Source organism: Paraburkholderia dilworthii (assembly GCF_000472525.1).
GTDB classification, from domain to species: Bacteria; Pseudomonadota; Gammaproteobacteria; order Burkholderiales; family Burkholderiaceae; genus Paraburkholderia; species Paraburkholderia dilworthii.
Window position 1 is genome coordinate 361,858 of sequence record NZ_AWZT01000002.1, and the last position, 17,898, is coordinate 379,755.

The 17,898-nt window shown below is 61.4% G+C and carries 16 protein-coding genes and 1 pseudogene; 7 read left to right on the forward strand and 10 right to left on the reverse strand.

Features of this window, described 5'->3' with window-relative positions:
• Positions 1 to 236: 236 nt before the first annotated feature.
• The 3 genes and pseudogenes from F759_RS40620 to F759_RS0105405 form a co-directional block, all read right to left on the reverse strand.
• Positions 237 to 758 (reverse strand): annotated as a pseudogene (locus F759_RS40620) (CbbBc protein); the annotation flags it as partial.
• A gap of 170 nt (positions 759 to 928) precedes the next feature.
• Complete coding sequence (locus F759_RS0105400) at positions 929 to 1,357, reverse strand: ATP-dependent Clp protease ATP-binding subunit (RefSeq protein ID WP_027798954.1); 429 nt, start codon at positions 1,355 to 1,357, stop codon at positions 929 to 931.
• A 293-nt stretch (positions 1,358 to 1,650) separates the two neighbouring features.
• Complete coding sequence (locus F759_RS0105405) at positions 1,651 to 2,394, reverse strand: SDR family oxidoreductase (protein WP_027798955.1); 744 nt, start codon at positions 2,392 to 2,394, stop codon at positions 1,651 to 1,653.
• 104 nt (positions 2,395 to 2,498) lie between these two features.
• Here F759_RS0105405 and F759_RS0105410 point away from each other — a divergent pair, with 104 nt between their 5' ends.
• The 3 genes from F759_RS0105410 to madM all read left to right on the forward strand — a co-directional run bounded on the left by F759_RS0105410 (position 2,499) and on the right by madM (position 5,119).
• Positions 2,499 to 3,422 (forward strand): LysR family transcriptional regulator, encoded by a 924-nt coding sequence (locus F759_RS0105410; protein ID WP_027798956.1) that lies wholly within the window; start codon positions 2,499 to 2,501, stop codon positions 3,420 to 3,422.
• 519 nt (positions 3,423 to 3,941) lie between these two features.
• Positions 3,942 to 4,337 (forward strand): malonate transporter subunit MadL, encoded by a 396-nt coding sequence (gene madL, locus F759_RS0105415; protein WP_027798957.1) that lies wholly within the window; start codon positions 3,942 to 3,944, stop codon positions 4,335 to 4,337.
• A 14-nt stretch (positions 4,338 to 4,351) separates the two neighbouring features.
• A complete protein-coding gene (gene madM, locus F759_RS0105420; protein ID WP_027798958.1) occupies positions 4,352 to 5,119 on the forward strand; it encodes a malonate transporter subunit MadM in 768 nt (255 codons plus the stop codon).
• 237 nt (positions 5,120 to 5,356) lie between these two features.
• Here madM and F759_RS0105425 read toward each other — a convergent pair whose 3' ends face one another.
• The 3 genes from F759_RS0105425 to F759_RS0105435 all read right to left on the reverse strand — a co-directional run bounded on the left by F759_RS0105425 (position 5,357) and on the right by F759_RS0105435 (position 6,791).
• On the reverse strand, positions 5,357 to 6,271 hold the full coding sequence (locus tag F759_RS0105425; RefSeq protein ID WP_027798959.1) for a LysR family transcriptional regulator: 915 nt from the start codon (positions 6,269 to 6,271) through the stop codon (positions 5,357 to 5,359).
• Positions 6,272 to 6,379: 108 nt separating this feature from the next.
• Complete coding sequence (locus F759_RS43215) at positions 6,380 to 6,544, reverse strand: hypothetical protein (RefSeq protein WP_167334007.1); 165 nt, start codon at positions 6,542 to 6,544, stop codon at positions 6,380 to 6,382.
• Positions 6,545 to 6,593: 49 nt separating this feature from the next.
• On the reverse strand, positions 6,594 to 6,791 hold the full coding sequence (locus F759_RS0105435; RefSeq protein WP_027798960.1) for a hypothetical protein: 198 nt from the start codon (positions 6,789 to 6,791) through the stop codon (positions 6,594 to 6,596).
• 916 nt (positions 6,792 to 7,707) lie between these two features.
• Here F759_RS0105435 and F759_RS0105440 point away from each other — a divergent pair.
• The 4 genes from F759_RS0105440 (at position 7,708) to F759_RS0105455 (ending at position 12,797) form a co-directional block, all read left to right on the forward strand.
• Positions 7,708 to 8,718: a zinc-binding alcohol dehydrogenase family protein gene (locus tag F759_RS0105440; RefSeq protein ID WP_027798961.1), complete on the forward strand. Its 1,011-nt coding sequence runs from the start codon at positions 7,708 to 7,710 to the stop codon at positions 8,716 to 8,718.
• Between the two features lie 16 nt (positions 8,719 to 8,734).
• The gene (locus F759_RS0105445; RefSeq protein WP_027798962.1) at positions 8,735 to 9,868 is read left to right on the forward strand and encodes a mannitol dehydrogenase family protein; all 1,134 of its coding nucleotides are present in this window, start codon (positions 8,735 to 8,737) and stop codon (positions 9,866 to 9,868) included.
• 89 nt (positions 9,869 to 9,957) lie between these two features.
• Positions 9,958 to 11,244 carry an MFS transporter gene (locus F759_RS0105450; RefSeq protein WP_027798963.1) on the forward strand — a complete coding sequence of 429 codons (1,287 nt, stop codon included), beginning with the start codon at positions 9,958 to 9,960 and terminating at the stop codon, positions 11,242 to 11,244.
• Positions 11,245 to 11,264: 20 nt separating this feature from the next.
• A complete protein-coding gene (locus F759_RS0105455) occupies positions 11,265 to 12,797 on the forward strand; it encodes a UxaA family hydrolase (RefSeq protein WP_407668516.1) in 1,533 nt (510 codons plus the stop codon).
• Here F759_RS0105455 and F759_RS0105460 read toward each other — a convergent pair.
• The 4 genes from F759_RS0105460 to nirD form a co-directional block, all read right to left on the reverse strand.
• Positions 12,790 to 13,002: a hypothetical protein gene (locus tag F759_RS0105460; RefSeq protein ID WP_244438785.1), complete on the reverse strand. Its 213-nt coding sequence runs from the start codon at positions 13,000 to 13,002 to the stop codon at positions 12,790 to 12,792. The two genes, F759_RS0105455 and F759_RS0105460, sit on opposite strands and share 8 nt — an antisense overlap.
• A 123-nt stretch (positions 13,003 to 13,125) precedes the next feature.
• Positions 13,126 to 15,951, reverse strand: coding sequence for a nitrate reductase (locus F759_RS0105465; protein WP_027798966.1), 2,826 nt, complete (start codon positions 15,949 to 15,951; stop codon positions 13,126 to 13,128).
• Between the two features lie 13 nt (positions 15,952 to 15,964).
• Positions 15,965 to 17,236, reverse strand: a complete 1,272-nt coding sequence (locus tag F759_RS37260; RefSeq protein ID WP_084534208.1) for an NAD(P)/FAD-dependent oxidoreductase — start codon at positions 17,234 to 17,236, stop codon at positions 15,965 to 15,967.
• Positions 17,233 to 17,580, reverse strand: a complete 348-nt coding sequence (gene nirD / locus F759_RS0105475; protein ID WP_027798967.1) for a nitrite reductase small subunit NirD — start codon at positions 17,578 to 17,580, stop codon at positions 17,233 to 17,235. Before nirD ends, F759_RS37260 begins: the two co-directional genes overlap by 4 nt.
• Positions 17,581 to 17,898 lie beyond the last annotated feature (318 nt).

A 17,898-nucleotide genomic window follows, 5' to 3' on the forward strand; every position in this document is an offset into this window, starting at 1 on the left:
ATGAAATCCGGTTTTGGCACGTTGGGCATGTGGTAGTAGGCCTTGAGCACGACCTCGATGGGAGTCAATGTCTCCTCAATGAGGTCGTACACAGACTTCAACCACGTCGCCGCCCTTAGATATTGTCCAGCGCCCAGCCAGTTCGATTCAAGATTCGCCCGCAGCATATTCTTTCCAGCTTTGAAAAGGTCTTGGGCATCGAACTGTTGCCTCGCACGGTATAGACAGAGCGCGTACTCCCGCGCGAACAGCTGGAAGAGATAGGCGGCCTCGTTCGATGCTCTTCCCGAGGTGTAGAACTCTGCCTCGTTGGGAGAGGACAAGCCGCGGAGCACCTCGCCGATGCGTGCGAACGCATCTTCCCATTCGACGACTCGAAATTTGTCGGTGTCCAAGTCATAGACGAGCGGGTGCGTCAGACGTCCGAGATTCTCTAACTCGAAGTCCGAACGTTGCAACAGCGACGACACGGTGTTGTTCTCGAAAAACTCCGGGGTTACACGCTTGGTCGTCGCTTCCCACGTTACAGCCTTCGCGCCGTTCTCGCAGAACTGAAACGTTGACTTGTGCTCCTTGTCTGGCCACCCGCACCCCGGACAGTCGAAGCCGTCTGGCTAATTGGTGCGCAACAGCGTGATCGGAGCCTCCACGCTTTCCATCTGCGTTCGGATGGCCTGAGCAGTTGCCCGGAGCGCGCCCCAGCCTCCTGCAGGGCCATCATACGGTCGGATACCCGGCACTTCACGTCGTGTGGTCATATGAGACTCCATGAACTTACAAAATGGCAGCGAGGCGACTCGACAACGGGTTACGCATTCTTCCGGTGTGTCACCTGGGCAGCATCAGTCTAGTCGGCCCACTGCGCCTGTTTCAGGAGCTGGGCAGTTGACATGACCGCCCGGCCCCTGCACAACGGCGACGCCCGCACTCAGGATTTGCTCTCGGCGGACTCCTTCGTGCTGCCTGCTGACTTTGCCGCGCTCTTCTTGCTCGATGACCTGGCTTTCTTCTGCTTCGCTTCGACTTCGAGCTTGGCGAACGTGACTTTGTCCGTTTCCTTGTCGTAGCTCAAGTCGACCGTATCGCCCGGCTTCACCTTGTCGCCGAGGATTTCCTTCGCGAGCGGTGTCTCCAGTTCCTGACGGATCTGGCGCTTGAGTTGGCGCGCGCCGAACTCCGGCCGGTAACCGACATCGGCGAGATGATCGATGACCGAATCCTGCACCTTGAGCGTGATGTCCTGCGTCGCCGCCGTACGCGTGACGCGCTCTAGCTGGATTTGCACGATCGAGCGGATGTTCTCTCTCGATGCATTCCATCGCTTCCCCTTTTGCCGCTCAACGGACAGCCAGATCATTCGGCAATGCGCAGACAATTTGCCGAGACGATTCAGGAAGTGACGGGCAACAGTCCAGTTTAGGAGGGGAAACGGCAAATATCACGTGCGCTTCTGCGAATTGTCGCTTTCGTCCTCGTCCCTAGAAAACGTCGTGGCGCACGTCGCGCGGCATCGAGACATTCGGAATCAGACGCCAGCTTCCCGGCGTAGAACGACATTTTCTGACTTCATGCCCCAAGGTGCGGCCGATCGGCGCCCGATAAGCGCACCGATCGGCAAGGCGGGCCGCAACTGGATATGCGCTCGGGCCGTTACGCGTTGAAGCCGCCATCGATGGTGAGGCTCGCACCCGTGACGAACCCAGCATCCGGTCCGACAACATAAGCCACCATGCCGGCGATTTCATCGGGATGTGCGTGGCGTGGCAGCGCCATCAAGCCGTGCAATGCCGATGCAAAGTCGCCGGTCTCTGGATTCATGTCCGTATCGGTCGGGCCGGGCTGCACGTTGTTGACCGTGATCCCGCGCGGACCAAGGTCGCGCGCGAGGCCTTGAACCAGCCCTTGCAGCGCGGACTTGCTCATCGCATAAGCTGCGCCGCCCGCGAATGGCATGCGCTCCGCGTTGCAGCTGCCGATGTTGACGATACGCCCGCCATTTCCCATGTGCGGAAGCACCGCTTTTATGGCCACGAAGACGCCCCGCACATTGACCGCGAGCGTCTTGTCGAAGTCTTCCAGCGAGAACGTGTCGACGGCGCCCATCAACAGCACGCCGGCGTTGTTGACCAGGATGTCGATCTTGCCGAGAGCGGCCGCCGCGTCATTGACAGCGCGCGTCAGTGCCGCCGCATCGCCTGCGTCGGCTTGCAGCGCGATGGCGCGCCCACCCGCTTGCGCGATGCTTTCGGCGAGGTCGTTCGCGATCGCCGCCGAGCCCTTGTACGTGAACGCGACGGCCGCACCGTCGCGAGCCAACCGTCGCACGATGGCAGCTCCGATTCCGCGGCCACCTCCCGTTACAAACGCCACTTTTCCATTCAGGGGTAAGTTCATGATGCCGTTCCTTGTTGAGTTGGTGCACGAAGTATGGGCTCGACACTCCATTACGAGCAGCGTCTAATGCGAGTTGGTCTTTCAACCATCTGTATCAAGTCACGATGGAAGCGTTGAATTCGATCGAGTCGTTTGTCCTCAGCGCGGAGTCTGGAAGCTTCTCCGCAGCGGCCCGGCGCCTCGGTCTCACACCCGCTGCCGTCAGCAAGAACGTGGCTCGTCTGGAAGCGTCGCTGGGGTTGCGCCTCTTTCAACGCAGCACGCGGAAGCTGACGCTGACCGCGGCTGGCGAACGTTTCCTGCGAGACGTGGCGGATCCGTTTTCCGCACTACGCGATGCCTTTGCGAACGCAGCGACGCATGAAGGAAAGCCGTCCGGATCGCTGAAGGTCAGTATGGCTCTCGCATTCGGACGCGAATATCTGCTGCCTTTGCTCGGAGAGTTTCTCGACCGCTATCCGGCGATCGTTCCCGACTGGCACTTCGATAATCGCCCCGTCGATCTGGTTGCAGGAGCGTTCGACGCTGCCATCGGCGGCGGCATCGAGCTCACGCCGGGGATCGTGGCACGCGAGCTCGCGAGAACCCATGTGATCGTCGCGGCGTCGCCCTCGTATATGGTGACACGGGAAATGCCCCGGCATCCGGCGGATCTGGCCGCCTTCGATGCCATCGTGCGGCGCTCCGCCACGTCGGGACGTCTGCGCGCCTGGACGCTGCGTAACCAGGTCGGTGAGCAGGCCGAAGCCGAGTGCCGTACCCGGTTGATTTTCGATGACCCGGAGGCAATGGCGCACGCGGCCATGCTAGGGCATGGCGTGGCATTCCTTCCAATGCCGCATGCGGCGCGCTGGCTCTCGAGCGGCGCGCTGATTCGCCTGCTTCCCGCCTGGTATGCCGATCACGGCCCGATTTCGATCTATTACTCGAACAAAAAACTCCTGCCGGCAAAAACGCGCGTGTTCATCGACTTCGTGGTCGCTGCCTTCCGTAAGCAGAGACTGGCGTCAAAGTTCGATGCGCGATGACACGAGACGAACAGCGAATCGGGTGCCCTCATCCCCAACCTTCGACGCCTTCGACGCATATCGAATAGCAACGCCGGCGGCGCTCTGGTTAGTCGCTTCATGTCGGTCGGTCATCGACGAAAACAGAGTGTCGGCTGGACGCGTCAAGCACACTCATCGTTTTCGATTTGCGCGACATGCGCGTTGTGCGCTGCGCGAGGGAAAACCCCTAAGCAGCAAGGTAGCCCCGCGCGCCCCGCCGCGCATGGGTTTCGCGCTCCGATACTCCGAATTGTTAGCTTTACGATAACGAACGCCTGGCGAAGGTGATTGAACCGATAACTCACGCTCCCTAGACTCGCGCCATGTTGTCGTCAGTCCGAGGAAAACCAGGGCAGTGGTCGCAATGAATCTGCATTGATGTGAGCCGCTTTTGCGTACAACACAGTCTCGCGAGAGGCCGATAAAACCCAATCAGTAACCGCCTTGCATGGGACCCGAGTAGGTGCTTTGCACAACTCTGGTCGACAGGAGACACGAATGATTATTTACGGAACCGCGCTGCTTGCTTTCTGCCACCTCGCCGGGCTTTTTCTCGGGGACCTGCTGGGGGTCGCAATTGGTGTGAAGACCAATGTTGGCGGAGTCGGCATCGCAATGCTGCTACTGATCTTCCTCCGGCTCTATCTGCACGGCAAAGGTCTGCTGCCGAAGGAAACCGAAGCAGGTGTGGGCTTCTGGGGCGCGATGTATATCCCCGTCGTCGTCGCGATGGCAGCCAATCAGAACGTCGTTGCAGCGCTCAAAGGCGGGCCCGTCGCATTGCTTTCGGCATTGGGCGCCGTGGCCTTGTGTGCCGGCTGCATCGCAGTGCTGTCACGCACCGGCCGCGACAGCACATCGTTCATCAGCAGTCCGCAACCCGAAGAAGCCTGACGCAGGAGCCAGCCATGATCCAGATGCTCGATAAAGTACTGATACACAACGGCCTTGTCACGGCGTTTGCGCTGGTGGGACTCATCATGTGGGTGTCGTCGGTGGTCTCGCGCAAGCTCACGTTCGGGCGCGTGCACGGCTCGGCAATCGCTATCGTGATCGGCCTCGTGCTCGCGTATTTCGGCGGCGTTTTCACTGCTGGTCAGAAAGGTCTTGCAGACCTGCCGCTCTTCGCGGGCGTCGGCCTGATGGGCGGCGCGATGCTGCGGGACTTTGCAATCGTCGCGACCGCCTTCGAAGTTCAGGCCACCGAAGCACGCAAGGCCGGGCTCATCGGCGTCGTCTCGCTGCTCCTTGGCACGGTGCTGCCGTTTATCGTGGGCGCGAGCGTCGCTCATGCGTTCGGCTATACCGACGCGGTCAGCATGACGACCATCGGCGCGGGCGCGGTCACCTACATCGTTGGACCGGTGACGGGCGCGGCGATCGGTGCGAGCTCGGACGTGATTGCACTCAGCATTGCGACCGGTCTAATCAAGGCGATCATCGTCATGATCGGCACGCCGCTCGCGGCCGGCTTCATGGGGCTCAGGACGCCCCGCTCCGCGATGATCTTCGGCGGGCTCGCCGGCACCGTCAGCGGCGTGAGCGCGGGCCTGGCGGCGACCGATCGGCGGCTCGTTCCTTATGGTGCGCTGATCGCCACGTTTCACACGGGTGTGGGCTGCCTGCTCGGACCTTCGCTGCTTTTCTTCGCGACGCGCGCACTGGTTGGCGGCTGAGCTTGATCGCAGCCGGGAGTCACCAACGGGTGACGTGTCGTGCGCGTCCTATGCCGCCATACATCATCTCGCGACGCTCGCGCGCGGAAGCGGCACCCGGCCGCGCGCGAGCGTCGCTAACTCTCATGCCTCGCGCGTCTGACCGAGGCGGTCGCGTTGCTTTGTTCATCGCTTTACGTGGCCGTCGCTCTGCATTGCACCGTACTCACTGCTCGACGATGCCGCGGCCCCGATACGTCAACCGGCGTTTCTCGTCCGAAGACGGCACACGGCCATGAGCGCCAGCAGGTTCGGATCGCGCTCGCGTGCCCGCAGAAAACTGACGCCAATCGTCTGGCGCATCATGTATTGCGGTTTGAGCGCGATGAACTGCACCTTCTCACCGAACACGCCTCGCACGCGGCCAGGCAACAGCGTATAGCCGACGCCTCCGCTTACCAGGTTCATCAGCGAGTAGATATCGCCCACTCGCATCGTCACGTTGGGCGTGAACTCCGCGACGCGAAATGCTTCCTGAAAGCCGTGATAAGTAGCAAACCCTTCGCCGAGCGAGACGAAGGTTTCGTCGCGGCAGTCGCGCAGATCGACGGCTTCGAGATTTGCATAGGGCGAATTCGCGGGCGCCGCGAAGAAAATGTCGTCTTCGAAAAGCGGAATCGATTCGACCTCGGGCTCCGCATCGGGCAACGCCATCAGCGCCGCATCGATAGCGCCCTGCTTGAGCTTCTCGATCAGCTCGGCATTCGGGCCGAGCACGAGTTCGACCTGAAGCGTCGGCCGCCGCACCTTGAGGTCCACGACGATGCCCGGCACGGTCCTGATGGTCAGCGAATAAAGCGAGCCGATCTTCAGGCGATCCGACGAATAGCCCGCGGCCTCACGCGTCGCGCGGATGCCGTCGGACATCAGCGTGATGACTTCCTGCGCGACGTCGGCGAGCATTTGCGCCGCATCGGTCGATTTCAGATTCCGGCCTTCATGGCGAAAGAGCGCGCAGCGCACGCCTTGTTCGAGCGAATGCAGCGCGCGATGCACGCTGACCGTACTCACGTTCAGCGCCTCAGCCGCCTTGGCGAGACTGCCGGTCTGCATGAATGCGAGCAGCACTTCCAGTTTGCGGAAGGTGATCTCGTCGTCGATTCGGTCGCGCATGTCGAGCTATGGAACGGTCCAAACCGTTAATTATTAGCTCGCGAACGCGTGGGGCAAATAGCGTTAACCCCTCACATCGGCCGGCCGAGCCAGCGCCGGCGCAATTGCTCAGTGACGTTGCTGATGCCGCTGCCAGTACCAGCTGGGTGCCGGGTCCAGTTGCCGCAGGATTTTCGTACGGCGATGTTCTCGCCGATAGTGGCCCACTGCGAAGATGACTGCGATCACGAGGACCGCGAAACCCATCACGATGCTTACCAGTTCTTGGTTCATTGCCGCCCTTGAGTCAGTGTTCCGATCGTGCAATTGCCGCCCACCGCGTTCAGCGTTTGCGTGCCACCGCGTTGAGCATTGAATGACCCGCGCCAGTGACGTGCAGGCGCTGATGCCCGCAAGCGAGTTGTTCGAGCGCAACGAGTTGGCGTTCAAATAGCGTGTCGAGTTCTTGCCGGCACATATCGATCTGATCGGGCGCGGCCTTGACCAACATCAGCGTGGCGAACTCCTTGGGACTCAGCATGGTTGTCTCTCACAATTTTGTATTAATGTAGACGGAAGAACGAATTACCGTATCTTTTTGGTATGCGGTAATTCGGACAATCTTTTCGGCGGGTAATGTCGATCCGGCGGCAATGCGCCGGGGTGATTATTCTAAACTGAAAGGTATAGGTCGCAGCGAACGAATAATCGATTGACAACGCTGCGCCGATAGGGTGCGTTTAAACATATGATATGCCGTACAGCGCGTGATCGCCGCTATCGCAGGGCGCCGAGCCGCATGACGACGATAACCTGAAGGGCTAGCGTCCTACGCTATTTTATTAACGAACCGATTGGTTCAAAACAAACAAATTCTCCGAATTAGAAGACGTCGAAATTCCAATTCCGTGTCAATTCTTTTTCGAATTCGACCCAGCTTGCTTGAATTTGCTCAACGAGCTCTCGAGATAATTCTCCCGGCGCGAATATTCGCGGTTCCTGAATTTGCGCTAATAGCTGTGGACGCCATTGAGTCTTGTAGCCGCTGTTGAGCACCAGCTAGCTGCCGGGATTGAGCGAGCCGATCCAGCGAGCCTCCGACGCTTTCAAATGCGCTCGCAACCGGCCTTACCACTTTGACCAAATACAAGCAAAATTCAGGGAATACCCGTAGATAAACTTCACCAACAGGCTTCCAGAGCTCCGTACTTACCCTCGAATGCCCAAAGTGGCTTGACCAATTTCGGCGAGGCGCCCTATTCTACGCTCAACAAAGCTACCGCTCCTGCACCAGTTTCCGGTCTCGCAAACAGACCGGCGGATTCTCACGCACGGTCTCGCTTTCAGTGACAGCGGGCGGCCGCTGCGCTGCTCCGTGCGCGGTCGGAACAGCGCCGATGCGTACGATGTTGTGTCCACGTTAGCTCGAGATAAAACCCTATACAGGTCATTCAGTCATGCTCACAGTTGTCTGCGAAAAGCCCGGCACGCTTCAATCGGAAACGCGCTCGATTCCCGAACGCGGGGCGGGCGAAGTATTGCTCAGGGTCAGGCGCGTCGGCGTTTGCGGAACCGACATGCATATCTTCACGGGGAATCAGCCGTACCTCGAATACCCACGCGTGATGGGCCACGAACTATCGGCCACGGTCGAGGCAGCCGATGCGGATTCCGGCGTGGCTGCGGGCGATGCCGTCTACGTCATGCCTTATCTGTCGTGCGGCAAATGCATCGCTTGCCGCAACGGCAAGACTAACTGCTGCGTGAACATCAAGGTACTCGGGGTTCATCGTGACGGCGCAATGACCGAATATCTGAGCGTGCCCGCTCAATTCGTTCGCAAAGCGGACGGCGTTACGCTCGATCAGGCTGCAATGGTCGAATTCCTTGCGATTGGCGCGCACGCTGTCCGACGCGCAGACGTCAGCGCTGGACAGCGCGTGCTGGTCGTCGGCGCGGGCCCGATCGGCATGGCTGCGATGATCTTCGCGGGGCTTCGCGGCGCAACAGTCACCGCGCTCGATTCGAGGGCCGATCGCTTGAGCTTCTGTTCCGGGAAGATCGGCGTGGCCGCGTGCGTCACGGTCGGCAACGCAGACGTAGAAGCGCTTAGCGAGCTCACAGGCGGCGAGTTCTTCGACGTCGTCTTCGATGCAACCGGCAACGCGGAGGCCATGCGCCGCGGCTTCGAATTCATCGCGCACGGCGGAAAGTATGTGCTGATCTCCGTCGTGAAGGACGCCATATCGTTTTCGGATCCGGAGTTCCATAAGCGCGAAGCAACGCTGCTTGGAAGCCGCAACGCAACGCTCGAAGATTTCGATACGGTTCTCGATGCAATGCGTGCGGGCAAAATCCCCGACGCCGCGTTGAACACGCACCGCTTGCAGTTGTCGTCGCTTGCTACCGATTTTTCGAAGCTGCTCGAACCGTCGGCAGGCGTCGTGAAAGCTATCGTTGAATGCTGAAGCACGGGAACCGAGCATGACAAACACGCCTTGTCCGATTCTTCAGTTCGGCACGAGCCGATTCTTGCAGGCGCATGTCGACCTGTTCGTTTGCGAAGCCGCGCGTCGCAATCCGGATGACGCACTCGGTAAGATCGCGATGGTGCAGACCACGACGAGCGCACAAAGTCGCGCACGTATCGACGCAATCCGTAGTAACGCGCGCTATCCTGTTCGCATTCGCGGCTTGCACCGGAAGGAAACCGTTGACGTGACCATCGAGTGCGATAGCGTTGCGCAAGCGCTGCACGCTGACGACGACTGGTCAGCATTGCTCGAACGCATCCGCGAAGAAGTACACGTGATCGTTTCGAATACCGCGGACAACGGCTATGCGCTCTTTGCCGAAGATACCGCTTCCATGCTTGACGGCCGCGTAGCGCCGCGCGGCTTCGCGTCGAAACTGGTGGTTCTGTTACATGAACGCTATCGCGCGGGAGGCCGGACAATCACGCTGCTGCCGTGCGAACTGGTGTCGTGCAACGGCGACGTGTTGCGCGATCTGGTGCTTTCGGTCGCGCGAGGCTGGCAGATGGAGCCGGGCTTTCTGAGCTACCTGGCGAACGATTGCATCTGGGTGAATTCGCTGGTCGACCGGATCGTCTCCGAAGCCATCGAGCCGGTCGGCGCGGTGGCCGAGCCTTACGCGTTATGGGCCATCGAGCGTCAGGTCGGCATGGTTTTGCCTTGCAGTCACGAAAGCATCGTCGTTACGGACGACCTGGCCCACTACGAACGACTGAAGCTCTTCCTGCTGAACCTCGGTCACACCATGCTCGCGCAATGCTGGCTCGACTCGCGAGGCGAGCCGGCCGCCACCGTCCTCGACGGCATGGGAAACGAAGCGTGGCGCGCAACGCTAGAATCGACGTGGAATGACGAAGTGCTTCCCGTCTTCGGGGCGCTAGGCCAGTACGATATTGCCAGCAGGTATCTCGACGATGTGCGAGACCGCTTCAACAATCCGTTCCTCGCGCACCGCCTTGCCGATATTGCCAGCAATCACGAGGCAAAGAAACAGCGCCGCCTCAAACCTGTCGTCGAACTCGCTCGCGAACTGGGAGTGCGCGTCGAGCAGAAGCGCCTCAAGGCTGCGCTAGCAGGTACATAGCCAGCCCTGGCCGGTTCCTTGCTGCCTTATTAAAACAGGCGGCCCAGCTCGAATCGAGTGGCCGTCACCAAAAGTGAAAGGAGACGAAAATGCGCAACATGCGTTGGATGGTGATATTGCTGTGCTTTCTTGCGATCGCGATCAACTACGTCGACCGCGCGAATATGGCCGTCGCGGCGCCGGCCATCGAGAAAGCTCTGGACATTGGTCCCGCTCAAATGGGTCTTATCCTGAGCGGCTTCTTCTGGACTTACGCATTGATGCAAATGCCGTTCGGCTGGTTCGTCGATCGCGTCGGTGCGCGCATCGCATTGCCGCTCGCGGTTGGCTGGTGGTCGCTTTTCACGGCGCTGACAGCGGCGGCGACGAGCGTGGGCGCCATGTTCGGTTGCCGTCTGCTGCTAGGCATCGGCGAAGCCGGCGCCTATCCTTCGTGCGCGAAGCTCGTGAGCCAATGGTTCAAGCCCGCACAACGCGCGCTCGCCACGAGCATCTTCGACAGCGGATCGCGCGTCGGCTCGGCACTGTCCATCCCCGTGGTGGCGCTCATCATCAGTGGGCTCGGCTGGGAAGCGTCGTTCGTCATCACGGGCGTGGTCGGCTTTGTCTGGGTTCTCGGATGGTTTCTGATCTACCGGAATCCCTCGCGCGGCGACCTGACCGGCGAGTCCGATGCGGCTGCCCCGCAAGGCGCCGTCCCCGCGCGAAAGGTTCCGTGGCTTTCTCTCTTCAGGCACCGTACGCTGTGGGGCATGATGCTCGGCTTCTTCTGCCTGAACTTCGTCATCTATTTCTTCATTACCTGGTTTCCCAGCTATCTCGTTCAGACGCGCGGTTTTTCGCTGAAGTCGCTCGGCACACTCGGCATGATTCCGGCGTTGATGGCGATTCCGAGCGGCTGGCTCGGCGGCTTCGTTTCCGACGCGCTGTATCGCCGCGGCTGGAGTCTTACCAAGTCCCGCAAAACCTGCATGGTCGGCGGCATGCTGCTTTCGTCGGTCATCACGCTATGCGCATTCACGACGAACATCTACCTGATGCTCGCCTTTTTTGGCATTGCCTATGGCAGCCTCGCATTCGCAGCCGCGAGCATCTGGTCGCTGCCTGCTGACGTCGCTCCGTCGCCCGATCACGTCGCCTCTATCGGCGGCATCCAGAACTTTGCGTCCAATTGCGCCGGCATTGTCATTACCACTTTCACCGGCCTGATGGTTTCGCTGACGCACGGCTCGTTCACGATTCCGCTGTGCGTGGCGGGAGGCTTCTGCATACTCGGCGCGTTCAGCTATCTGGTGATTGTGAAAAAGATCGAGCCGTTGCCAGTCGGCGGCGATGCGAGCGACGCCGCGCGCAGCCGCGCTCATTCACCGGTATGAACACCATGTCGAGTCAATCAATGCAATTCAATCCCGCTGTCATTCGTCTGCACGCAAACGACGATGTGGTGATCGCAACGCGACAGCTGATGTCGGGCGCGCGCATCGCGTCGGAGGACCTCGTGGTCGCCGGACTCATTCCGCCCGGCCACAAGATCGCGACACGCGCTATCGCTGCCGGTGAGCCCGTCAAACGCTACAACCAGATCATCGGAATAGCGACCGAGCCGATCCAGCGTGGCCAGCACGTCCACGTTCACAACCTCGGCATGGCAGAGTTTGCGCGCGCTCACGAGTTCGGCGTCGCGGTGCATCCGACTGAATACGCCGCCCAACCCGCGACTTTCATGGGTATCCGCCGCGACGATGAACGAGTTGCAACGCGCAACTTCATCGGCGTATTGACGAGCGTGAACTGCTCGGCCACCGTCGCGCGCGCCATTGCCGATCACTTCCGGCGCGACGTGAATCCGCACGCGCTCGCCGACTATCCAAATGTCGACGGTGTGATCGCGTTGACGCACGGACTCGGCTGCGGCATCGATACGCTCGGCGAAGGTCTTGCGGTTTTGCGGCGCACGCTTGCCGGATATGCGGTTCATCCGAACTTCCACTCGGTGCTGTTCGTCGGACTCGGCTGCGAGACCAACCAGATAGCCGGCGTGCTCGAATCCGCCGGATTGAAGGACACGGAGCAGTTGCGCAGCTTTACGATTCAGGATTCCGGCGGATCGAAGAAGACGATCGAGCGCGGCATCGCGCTGGTGAAGGAAATGCTCGCCGATGCCAACCGTGTGGCGCGCGAGCCCTTGCCCGCGTCGCATCTGATCGTCGGTCTGCAATGCGGCGGATCCGACGGATATTCCGGCATCTCAGCCAATCCCGCGCTGGGTGCAGCGGTGGATCGCCTGGTGCGTCACGGCGGCACGGCGATTCTCTCCGAGACGCCCGAAGTGTATGGCGCGGAACATCTGCTCACGCGTCGCGCCGTCAGTCGCGCGGTCGGCGAAAAGCTGCTGGCGCGCATTGCCTGGTGGGAAGAATATTGCGCGAGAAACGGCGCGGCGCTCGACAACAATCCCTCTGCGGGAAACAAGGTCGGCGGCTTGACGACGATACTCGAGAAGTCGCTTGGCGCCGTTGCCAAGGGCGGCACGACGAATCTCGTCGACGTGTATCAGTACGCCGAGCGCATCGACGCTAAGGGATTCGTTTTCATGGATTCGCCCGGTTACGATCCGGTGTCCGCGACGGGCCAGGTCGCGGCGGGCGCGAACCTGATCTGCTTCACGACGGGTCGCGGTTCGGCCTATGGCTGCGCGCCCTCGCCTTCGCTAAAGCTCGCGACGAATACCGCGCTGTGGGAACGGCAGGAAGATGACATCGACATCAATTGCGGCGGCGTAATCGATGGGTCCGCGTCGATTGAACAACTCGGAGAAGTCATTTTCACGCGCATGCTCGAATGCGCGTCCGGTGTGCCGTCGAAGAGCGAAGTGAACGGCTATGGACAAAGCGAATTCGTGCCGTGGCAGTTGGGCGTGATCACCTGAAGGAAGCAGCGGCACCGGTTGCCGCTCGCGCGATCCTGCGGCGCCGCGAACGCTCGGGGCGCGAGGGGCCGCGCAAACGCGCCGGGCGCGGGTTCGCCGCATGCCGCTGCTGTGTGCCCACGTCGCCGCTCGAAGCGGGGGACGTGGCGGGGCCGGTCTTGTCGTCGCCCTTGAATGCAACGTTCAGGTCGATTGTACGAAGCATCGTTTGAAGTCTTTTGATCATCGCAGCAGAGATTCCTCATCAGGCATTTGCACTCGCGGCAGGCTCACCATGACGCATGGCGGCCAGTGCCGCGCGACGCGTAACGACAATTCAAGTGCCAACTCAAGCCGCACTCAGGCGCGCCAATTCCGTATCGACAAGCAGCTTCTTCAACTCCGGCACACACGACCCGCAGTTGCCACCGGCCTTCAGGCATGCGGTGATCTGCGCGGCAGTCTTCAAGCCCTGCTCGCGGATCGCCGTGCAAATTGTGTTGCGCCCCACGCCGAAGCATGAGCAAATCGTCGGCCCCGTATCGGCGCCCTTGCCTATCGACTGGCCGGAAAGCACGCCGATGCGGTCCGCTTCCTCCAGCTTGTCCTTCGCAAACAGGCTCGCGAGCCATTCGCGCGCCGGCAACTCAGGACGCGCCGACAGGAAAACACAATTCTCGATGCGATCGTCGACGAGATGAACCGCGCGATAAATACCTGCGGTGCGGTCCTCGTATTCGAGCCAGTCGGCATGCGCATCGTCGACGCCGAACAGCGCGCGCGCCCAGGCGCCGCGATCGCCATGCTCCGAGAGCGGGTTGCGGCCCGCGAGTTCGTAGCGCACGAACTGCGCGCCGTGAATACGCGTCCAGTAAGTGACACCGTCGAGCGCCGGAACGCGCCGGCTTAGCGAGAAGCCATGCCACGCGACGTGAAATTTCTCGACCGTCACCGGCGTGTGTTTGAACTCGGGCTCGCCGGACAGCGGATCGACCGATGGATTCACCACGGCACCCACGCGCGCGTCCGACGCCACCTGATCGTTCCAGTGAATCGGCACGAACACACTGCCGCGCGGCATGCCTCCGCCATATTGCACACGCGCAACCATCGCACCCCAACGGCTCGATACGCGTGCAAGGTCCCCTTCGCGCACGCCGCACAACAGCGCATCCTGTGGATGCATGTCGACGAATGCCTCGGTGACATGACCCGCGAGTTTCTCCGACTTACCCGTGCGGGTCATCGTGTGCCACTGGTCGCGCACGCGGCCGGTGTTTAGCGTCAGCGGATACTCGTCGTCGGGCGCGTTGGCCGGCGCGCGCGGGGGCGTCGCGATGAAGCGCGCCTTGCCGTCCGCGTGGCTGAACCGGCGATCGTCGAAAAGGCGCGCGGTGCCCGGCGCTGCCGCGTCGTTATCCGCGCGAACAGGCCACTGGACAGGCTGCAAGGCGGCATAGCCTTCGCGACCCAAGCCCACGAGCCCGCCAAGATTGAACGCGCGACGCACGGCGTTTTCCTGAGCGCCCGGTTCTTCCACGCTCGCGCGACTGTCGTTACGCCATGCACTCAGCCGCGCATGTTCATCGAAAATTTCCTGCTGGCTCGCGAACTCGAAGCCTGCGTAGCCCATGCAGCGCGCCACATCGCAGATGATCTTCCAGTCCGCGCGTGCTTCTCCCGGCGCGGGCAGAAACGCACGCTGGCGCGAGATCCTGCGCTCCGAATTGGTGACGGTGCCGTCCTTTTCTCCCCAGCCGAGCGCGGGCAGCAGAATATGAGCAAAAGCATTGGTGTCCGTGCGCTCGACAATATCGGAGCAGACCACGAGCTCGCAGCGCGCGAGCGCACGTTTTGCCTGGTCGCTGTCGGGCAGGCTCACCACGGGGTTGGTGCCCATGATCCAGACCGCCTTGATGCGGCCTTGTTCGATGGCTTCGAAAAGCTCAACCGCTTTAAGCCCTGGCCGCGACGCGATCACAGGTGCGCCCCAGAACTGCTGAACGAGTTCGCGATGCTTCGCGTCGTCGAGTTCGAGATGCGCAGCGAGCGTGTTCGCGAGACCGCCGACCTCGCGCCCGCCCATCGCATTCGGCTGTCCGGTGAACGAGAACGGTCCCATCCCCGGCTTGCCGATACGCCCCGTCAGCAGATGGCAATTGATGATGCTGTTGACCTTGTCGGTGCCGGCGCTCGACTGATTCACTCCTTGCGAATACACGGTGACCACGCGCTCGGTGCGCGCGAAGAGGCGGTAGAACTCGAGCAGATCATGCGGATCGACCTTGCATGCCTTTGCGCATTGCGCAAGGTCGAAGCCGGATGCTGCGCCACTCGAAATGCCACCTGAATCGCTGGCTGAAGCGGCGGCTAACGCGTCGGCAAAGCCGCTCGTATGGGCATCGACAAACTCCGCATCTATCGCACCGTGTTCCGCGAGAAAACTGAGCAAGCCGTTGAAAAGCCGCACGTCGGTGCCTGCGCTCAGCGGCAGATGCAGGTCGGCCATCTCGCAGGTCGCGGTGTAGCGCGGGTCGATCACGACCACCTTCATCTCGGGCCGCGCTTCCTTGATCTTGATGATCCGCTGGAACAGGATCGGGTGACACCACGCGGTGTTCGAGCCGACCAGCACGACGAGATCCGCCAGTTCGAGATCTTCGTAGCACACCGGCACCACGTCCTCGCCGAAAGCGCGCTTATGTCCGGCAACGGAAGACGACATGCACAGCCGCGAATTCGTATCGATGTTTGCGCTGCCGACATAGCCCTTCATCAGCTTGTTCGCGACGTAGTAGTCTTCGGTCAGCAACTGCCCCGATACGTAGAATGCGACGGCATCCGGGCCATGCTGCTCGACGATCCGGCGAAAGCCGCCGGCTACGGCATCGAGTGCGTCGTCCCACGACACGTCGCGCAGGGCGCCGCTTGCAGGCTCGCGCATCTTCGGATGAAGCAGCCGTCCGTCGAGTCCGATCGTTTCGCCGAGCGCCGAGCCTTTCACGCACAAGCGGCCAAAGTTCGCGGGATGCAGTTCGTCACCGGCGATGTCATGTCCGCCGTCAGGGCGCGCGCTCGCGCGCACGCCGCAACCGACGCCACAGTATGGACAGGTGGTCTTGACAGCGTCGCGGCTGCCAGCAGCCGCGCGCGAAATAGCGATGGGGAAACTCACGGTGTCTTCCAGGTCAGGCAGCCTGCGTCTCGCAGAGGGCTCTGCCGAACAGCAACTGGCTGCGCAGCGGAGAAATGTCGGTGCGGTTCTGGATCAGTTCGAAATACCATGCGCCCTCCTTGACGTCGCCATAGAGCACCGCGCCGACCACGCGGTTATCCTCGATCACAAGGCGCTTATAGACGCCGCGCCGCGGATCGCGCAGCACGAGATCTTCGCTGTCCGGGCCGCCGATGAAGTCGCCGGCCGAATACAGTTCGACGCCGGTGACCTTCAGCTTCGTCGCCGTCGCGCGCTGCACGTATCGGCGATGACCCGCGCCGGCGAGATGCGCGCCGCACACACGCGCCTGGTCCCAGATCGGTGCGACAAGTCCAAAGGTCGCCGTGCGGTGCTGCACGCATTCGCCGACCGCATAGACGCGCGGATCGTAGGTCTGCAACGTGTCGTCGACCACGATCGCACGCTCGCAATGCAGCCCCGCCTGTTTCGCGAGGTCGATGTTCGGGCGCACGCCGGCCGTCATTACGACGAGATCGGCGGGAATTTCCATGCCGTCGTCAAAACGCACGGCCGTGGCGCGATCCTGCCCGACGATTTCCGCGGTATTCGCCTTCAGCAGAAAGCGCAAGCCCTTGCGCTCCAGCGCCTGTTGCAGCAGCGCGGACGCGCTTCTGTCCAGCTGGCGCTCCATCAGGCTGTCCATCACGTGCACGACTGTCACCGACATGCCCTGGCGCATGAGCCCGTTCGCCGCCTCGAGCCCGAGCAAACCTCCGCCGATCACCACCGCATGGCGATGACTACGCGCCGCGTCGAGCATCGTTTCGACATCCTGAATATCGCGAAACGCGATCACGCCCGGCAGGTCGTGGCCCGGCACCGGAATCAGAAAAGGTTTTGAACCCGTTGCGATCAGCAGCCGGTCATAACCGACCTCGACGCCGCTTTGCGAGCGCACGATGCGCCGCCTGCGGTCGATTGCGATCACCGGATCGCCCGCATACAGACGAATGCCGTTCTCCTCATACCAGTCACGCGTATTGAGGATGATGTCGTCGACGGTCTTCTCGCCCGCCAGCACCGGCGAGAGCAGGATACGGTTGTAGTTGCCGTATGGTTCCGCACCGAACACGGTGATGTCGTAGAGTTCCGGCGCGAGCTTCAGCAGTTCTTCAACGGTGCGCATGCCGGCCATGCCGTTGCCGATCACGACGAGGCGCGGGCGCGAAGGCGCTGCGAACGATGCGCCTCCCGGCGACTGCGCGTCGATTTCGTGTCTCATGCCGCGACCCATACCTTGCCGCTTTCGACGCGTACCGGATACGCATTCACGGAATTCTCGGGGGCTTCCAGGCACTCGCCTGTGCGCAGATCGAAGTGATGCTTGTAGATCGGCGAAGCCACCACGATGCGCTCGCCGAGGCTGCCGATCAGTCCGCGAGAGAGCACCGCCGCACGCGAGCCCGGATCGAAGTTGTGGATCGCGAACACGCCGCCGTCACCATCCGCGACGTGAAATACCGCGACCTGCTCGCCGTTGACGAGCGCACACACGCCCGTATTTGGAACGATGTCATCGAGCGCGCATACGGGCATCCAGGAGGCTGAAGTCTGATCGTTGCTCATGCTGGGTTCCTCACGTCGGGTGGGTAGATGCTCAAGCGGTTTGATTCTTTCGCGAAGCGATTCGCGACCTGAGCTGTACGGCAAATAAAAAAGCGTCCCGCGGATGCAATCGCCAATGCGACTGTATTCGTGGGACGCCGTTGTCCAGAACCGGATCTACAGAGAAATCTTTTGCTGCATGCAGGCCGGATCGTCATTGATCCGCAGACTCGTTAATGCAAAGGCCATGCCACTAGCGGAGAACCGCGCCGAAAGCCTGCTGCGTAAGCGCTGGCGCGTATTGCAGCGCTGATCCGCTCGACTGAAGCTGACGCATTC

Excerpts from the sequence above, each read along its gene's own strand:
- F759_RS0105405 (WP_027798955.1), bottom strand. The coding sequence starts at position 2,394 with ATGAACTTACCCCTGAATGGAAAAGTGGCGTTTGTAACGGGAGGTGGC.
- F759_RS0105440 (WP_027798961.1), top strand. The coding sequence starts at position 7,708 with ATGCTCACAGTTGTCTGCGAAAAGCCCGGCACGCTTCAATCGGAAACG.
- nirD (WP_027798967.1), bottom strand. The coding sequence starts at position 17,580 with ATGAGCAACGATCAGACTTCAGCCTCCTGGATGCCCGTATGCGCGCTC.
- F759_RS37260 (WP_084534208.1), bottom strand. The coding sequence starts at position 17,236 with ATGAGACACGAAATCGACGCGCAGTCGCCGGGAGGCGCATCGTTCGCA.
- F759_RS0105435 (WP_027798960.1), bottom strand. The coding sequence starts at position 6,791 with ATGCTGAGTCCCAAGGAGTTCGCCACGCTGATGTTGGTCAAGGCCGCG.
- F759_RS0105425 (WP_027798959.1), bottom strand. The coding sequence starts at position 6,271 with ATGCGCGACCGAATCGACGACGAGATCACCTTCCGCAAACTGGAAGTG.
- F759_RS0105410 (WP_027798956.1), top strand. The coding sequence starts at position 2,499 with ATGGAAGCGTTGAATTCGATCGAGTCGTTTGTCCTCAGCGCGGAGTCT.
- F759_RS0105460 (WP_244438785.1), bottom strand. The coding sequence starts at position 13,002 with ATGCTTCGTACAATCGACCTGAACGTTGCATTCAAGGGCGACGACAAG.
- F759_RS0105455 (WP_407668516.1), top strand. The coding sequence starts at position 11,265 with ATGCAATTCAATCCCGCTGTCATTCGTCTGCACGCAAACGACGATGTG.
- F759_RS43215 (WP_167334007.1), bottom strand. The coding sequence starts at position 6,544 with ATGAACCAAGAACTGGTAAGCATCGTGATGGGTTTCGCGGTCCTCGTG.
- madM (WP_027798958.1), top strand. The coding sequence starts at position 4,352 with ATGATCCAGATGCTCGATAAAGTACTGATACACAACGGCCTTGTCACG.
- madL (WP_027798957.1), top strand. The coding sequence starts at position 3,942 with ATGATTATTTACGGAACCGCGCTGCTTGCTTTCTGCCACCTCGCCGGG.
- F759_RS0105445 (WP_027798962.1), top strand. The coding sequence starts at position 8,735 with ATGACAAACACGCCTTGTCCGATTCTTCAGTTCGGCACGAGCCGATTC.
- F759_RS0105450 (WP_027798963.1), top strand. The coding sequence starts at position 9,958 with ATGCGCAACATGCGTTGGATGGTGATATTGCTGTGCTTTCTTGCGATC.
- F759_RS0105400 (WP_027798954.1), bottom strand. The coding sequence starts at position 1,357 with ATGATCTGGCTGTCCGTTGAGCGGCAAAAGGGGAAGCGATGGAATGCA.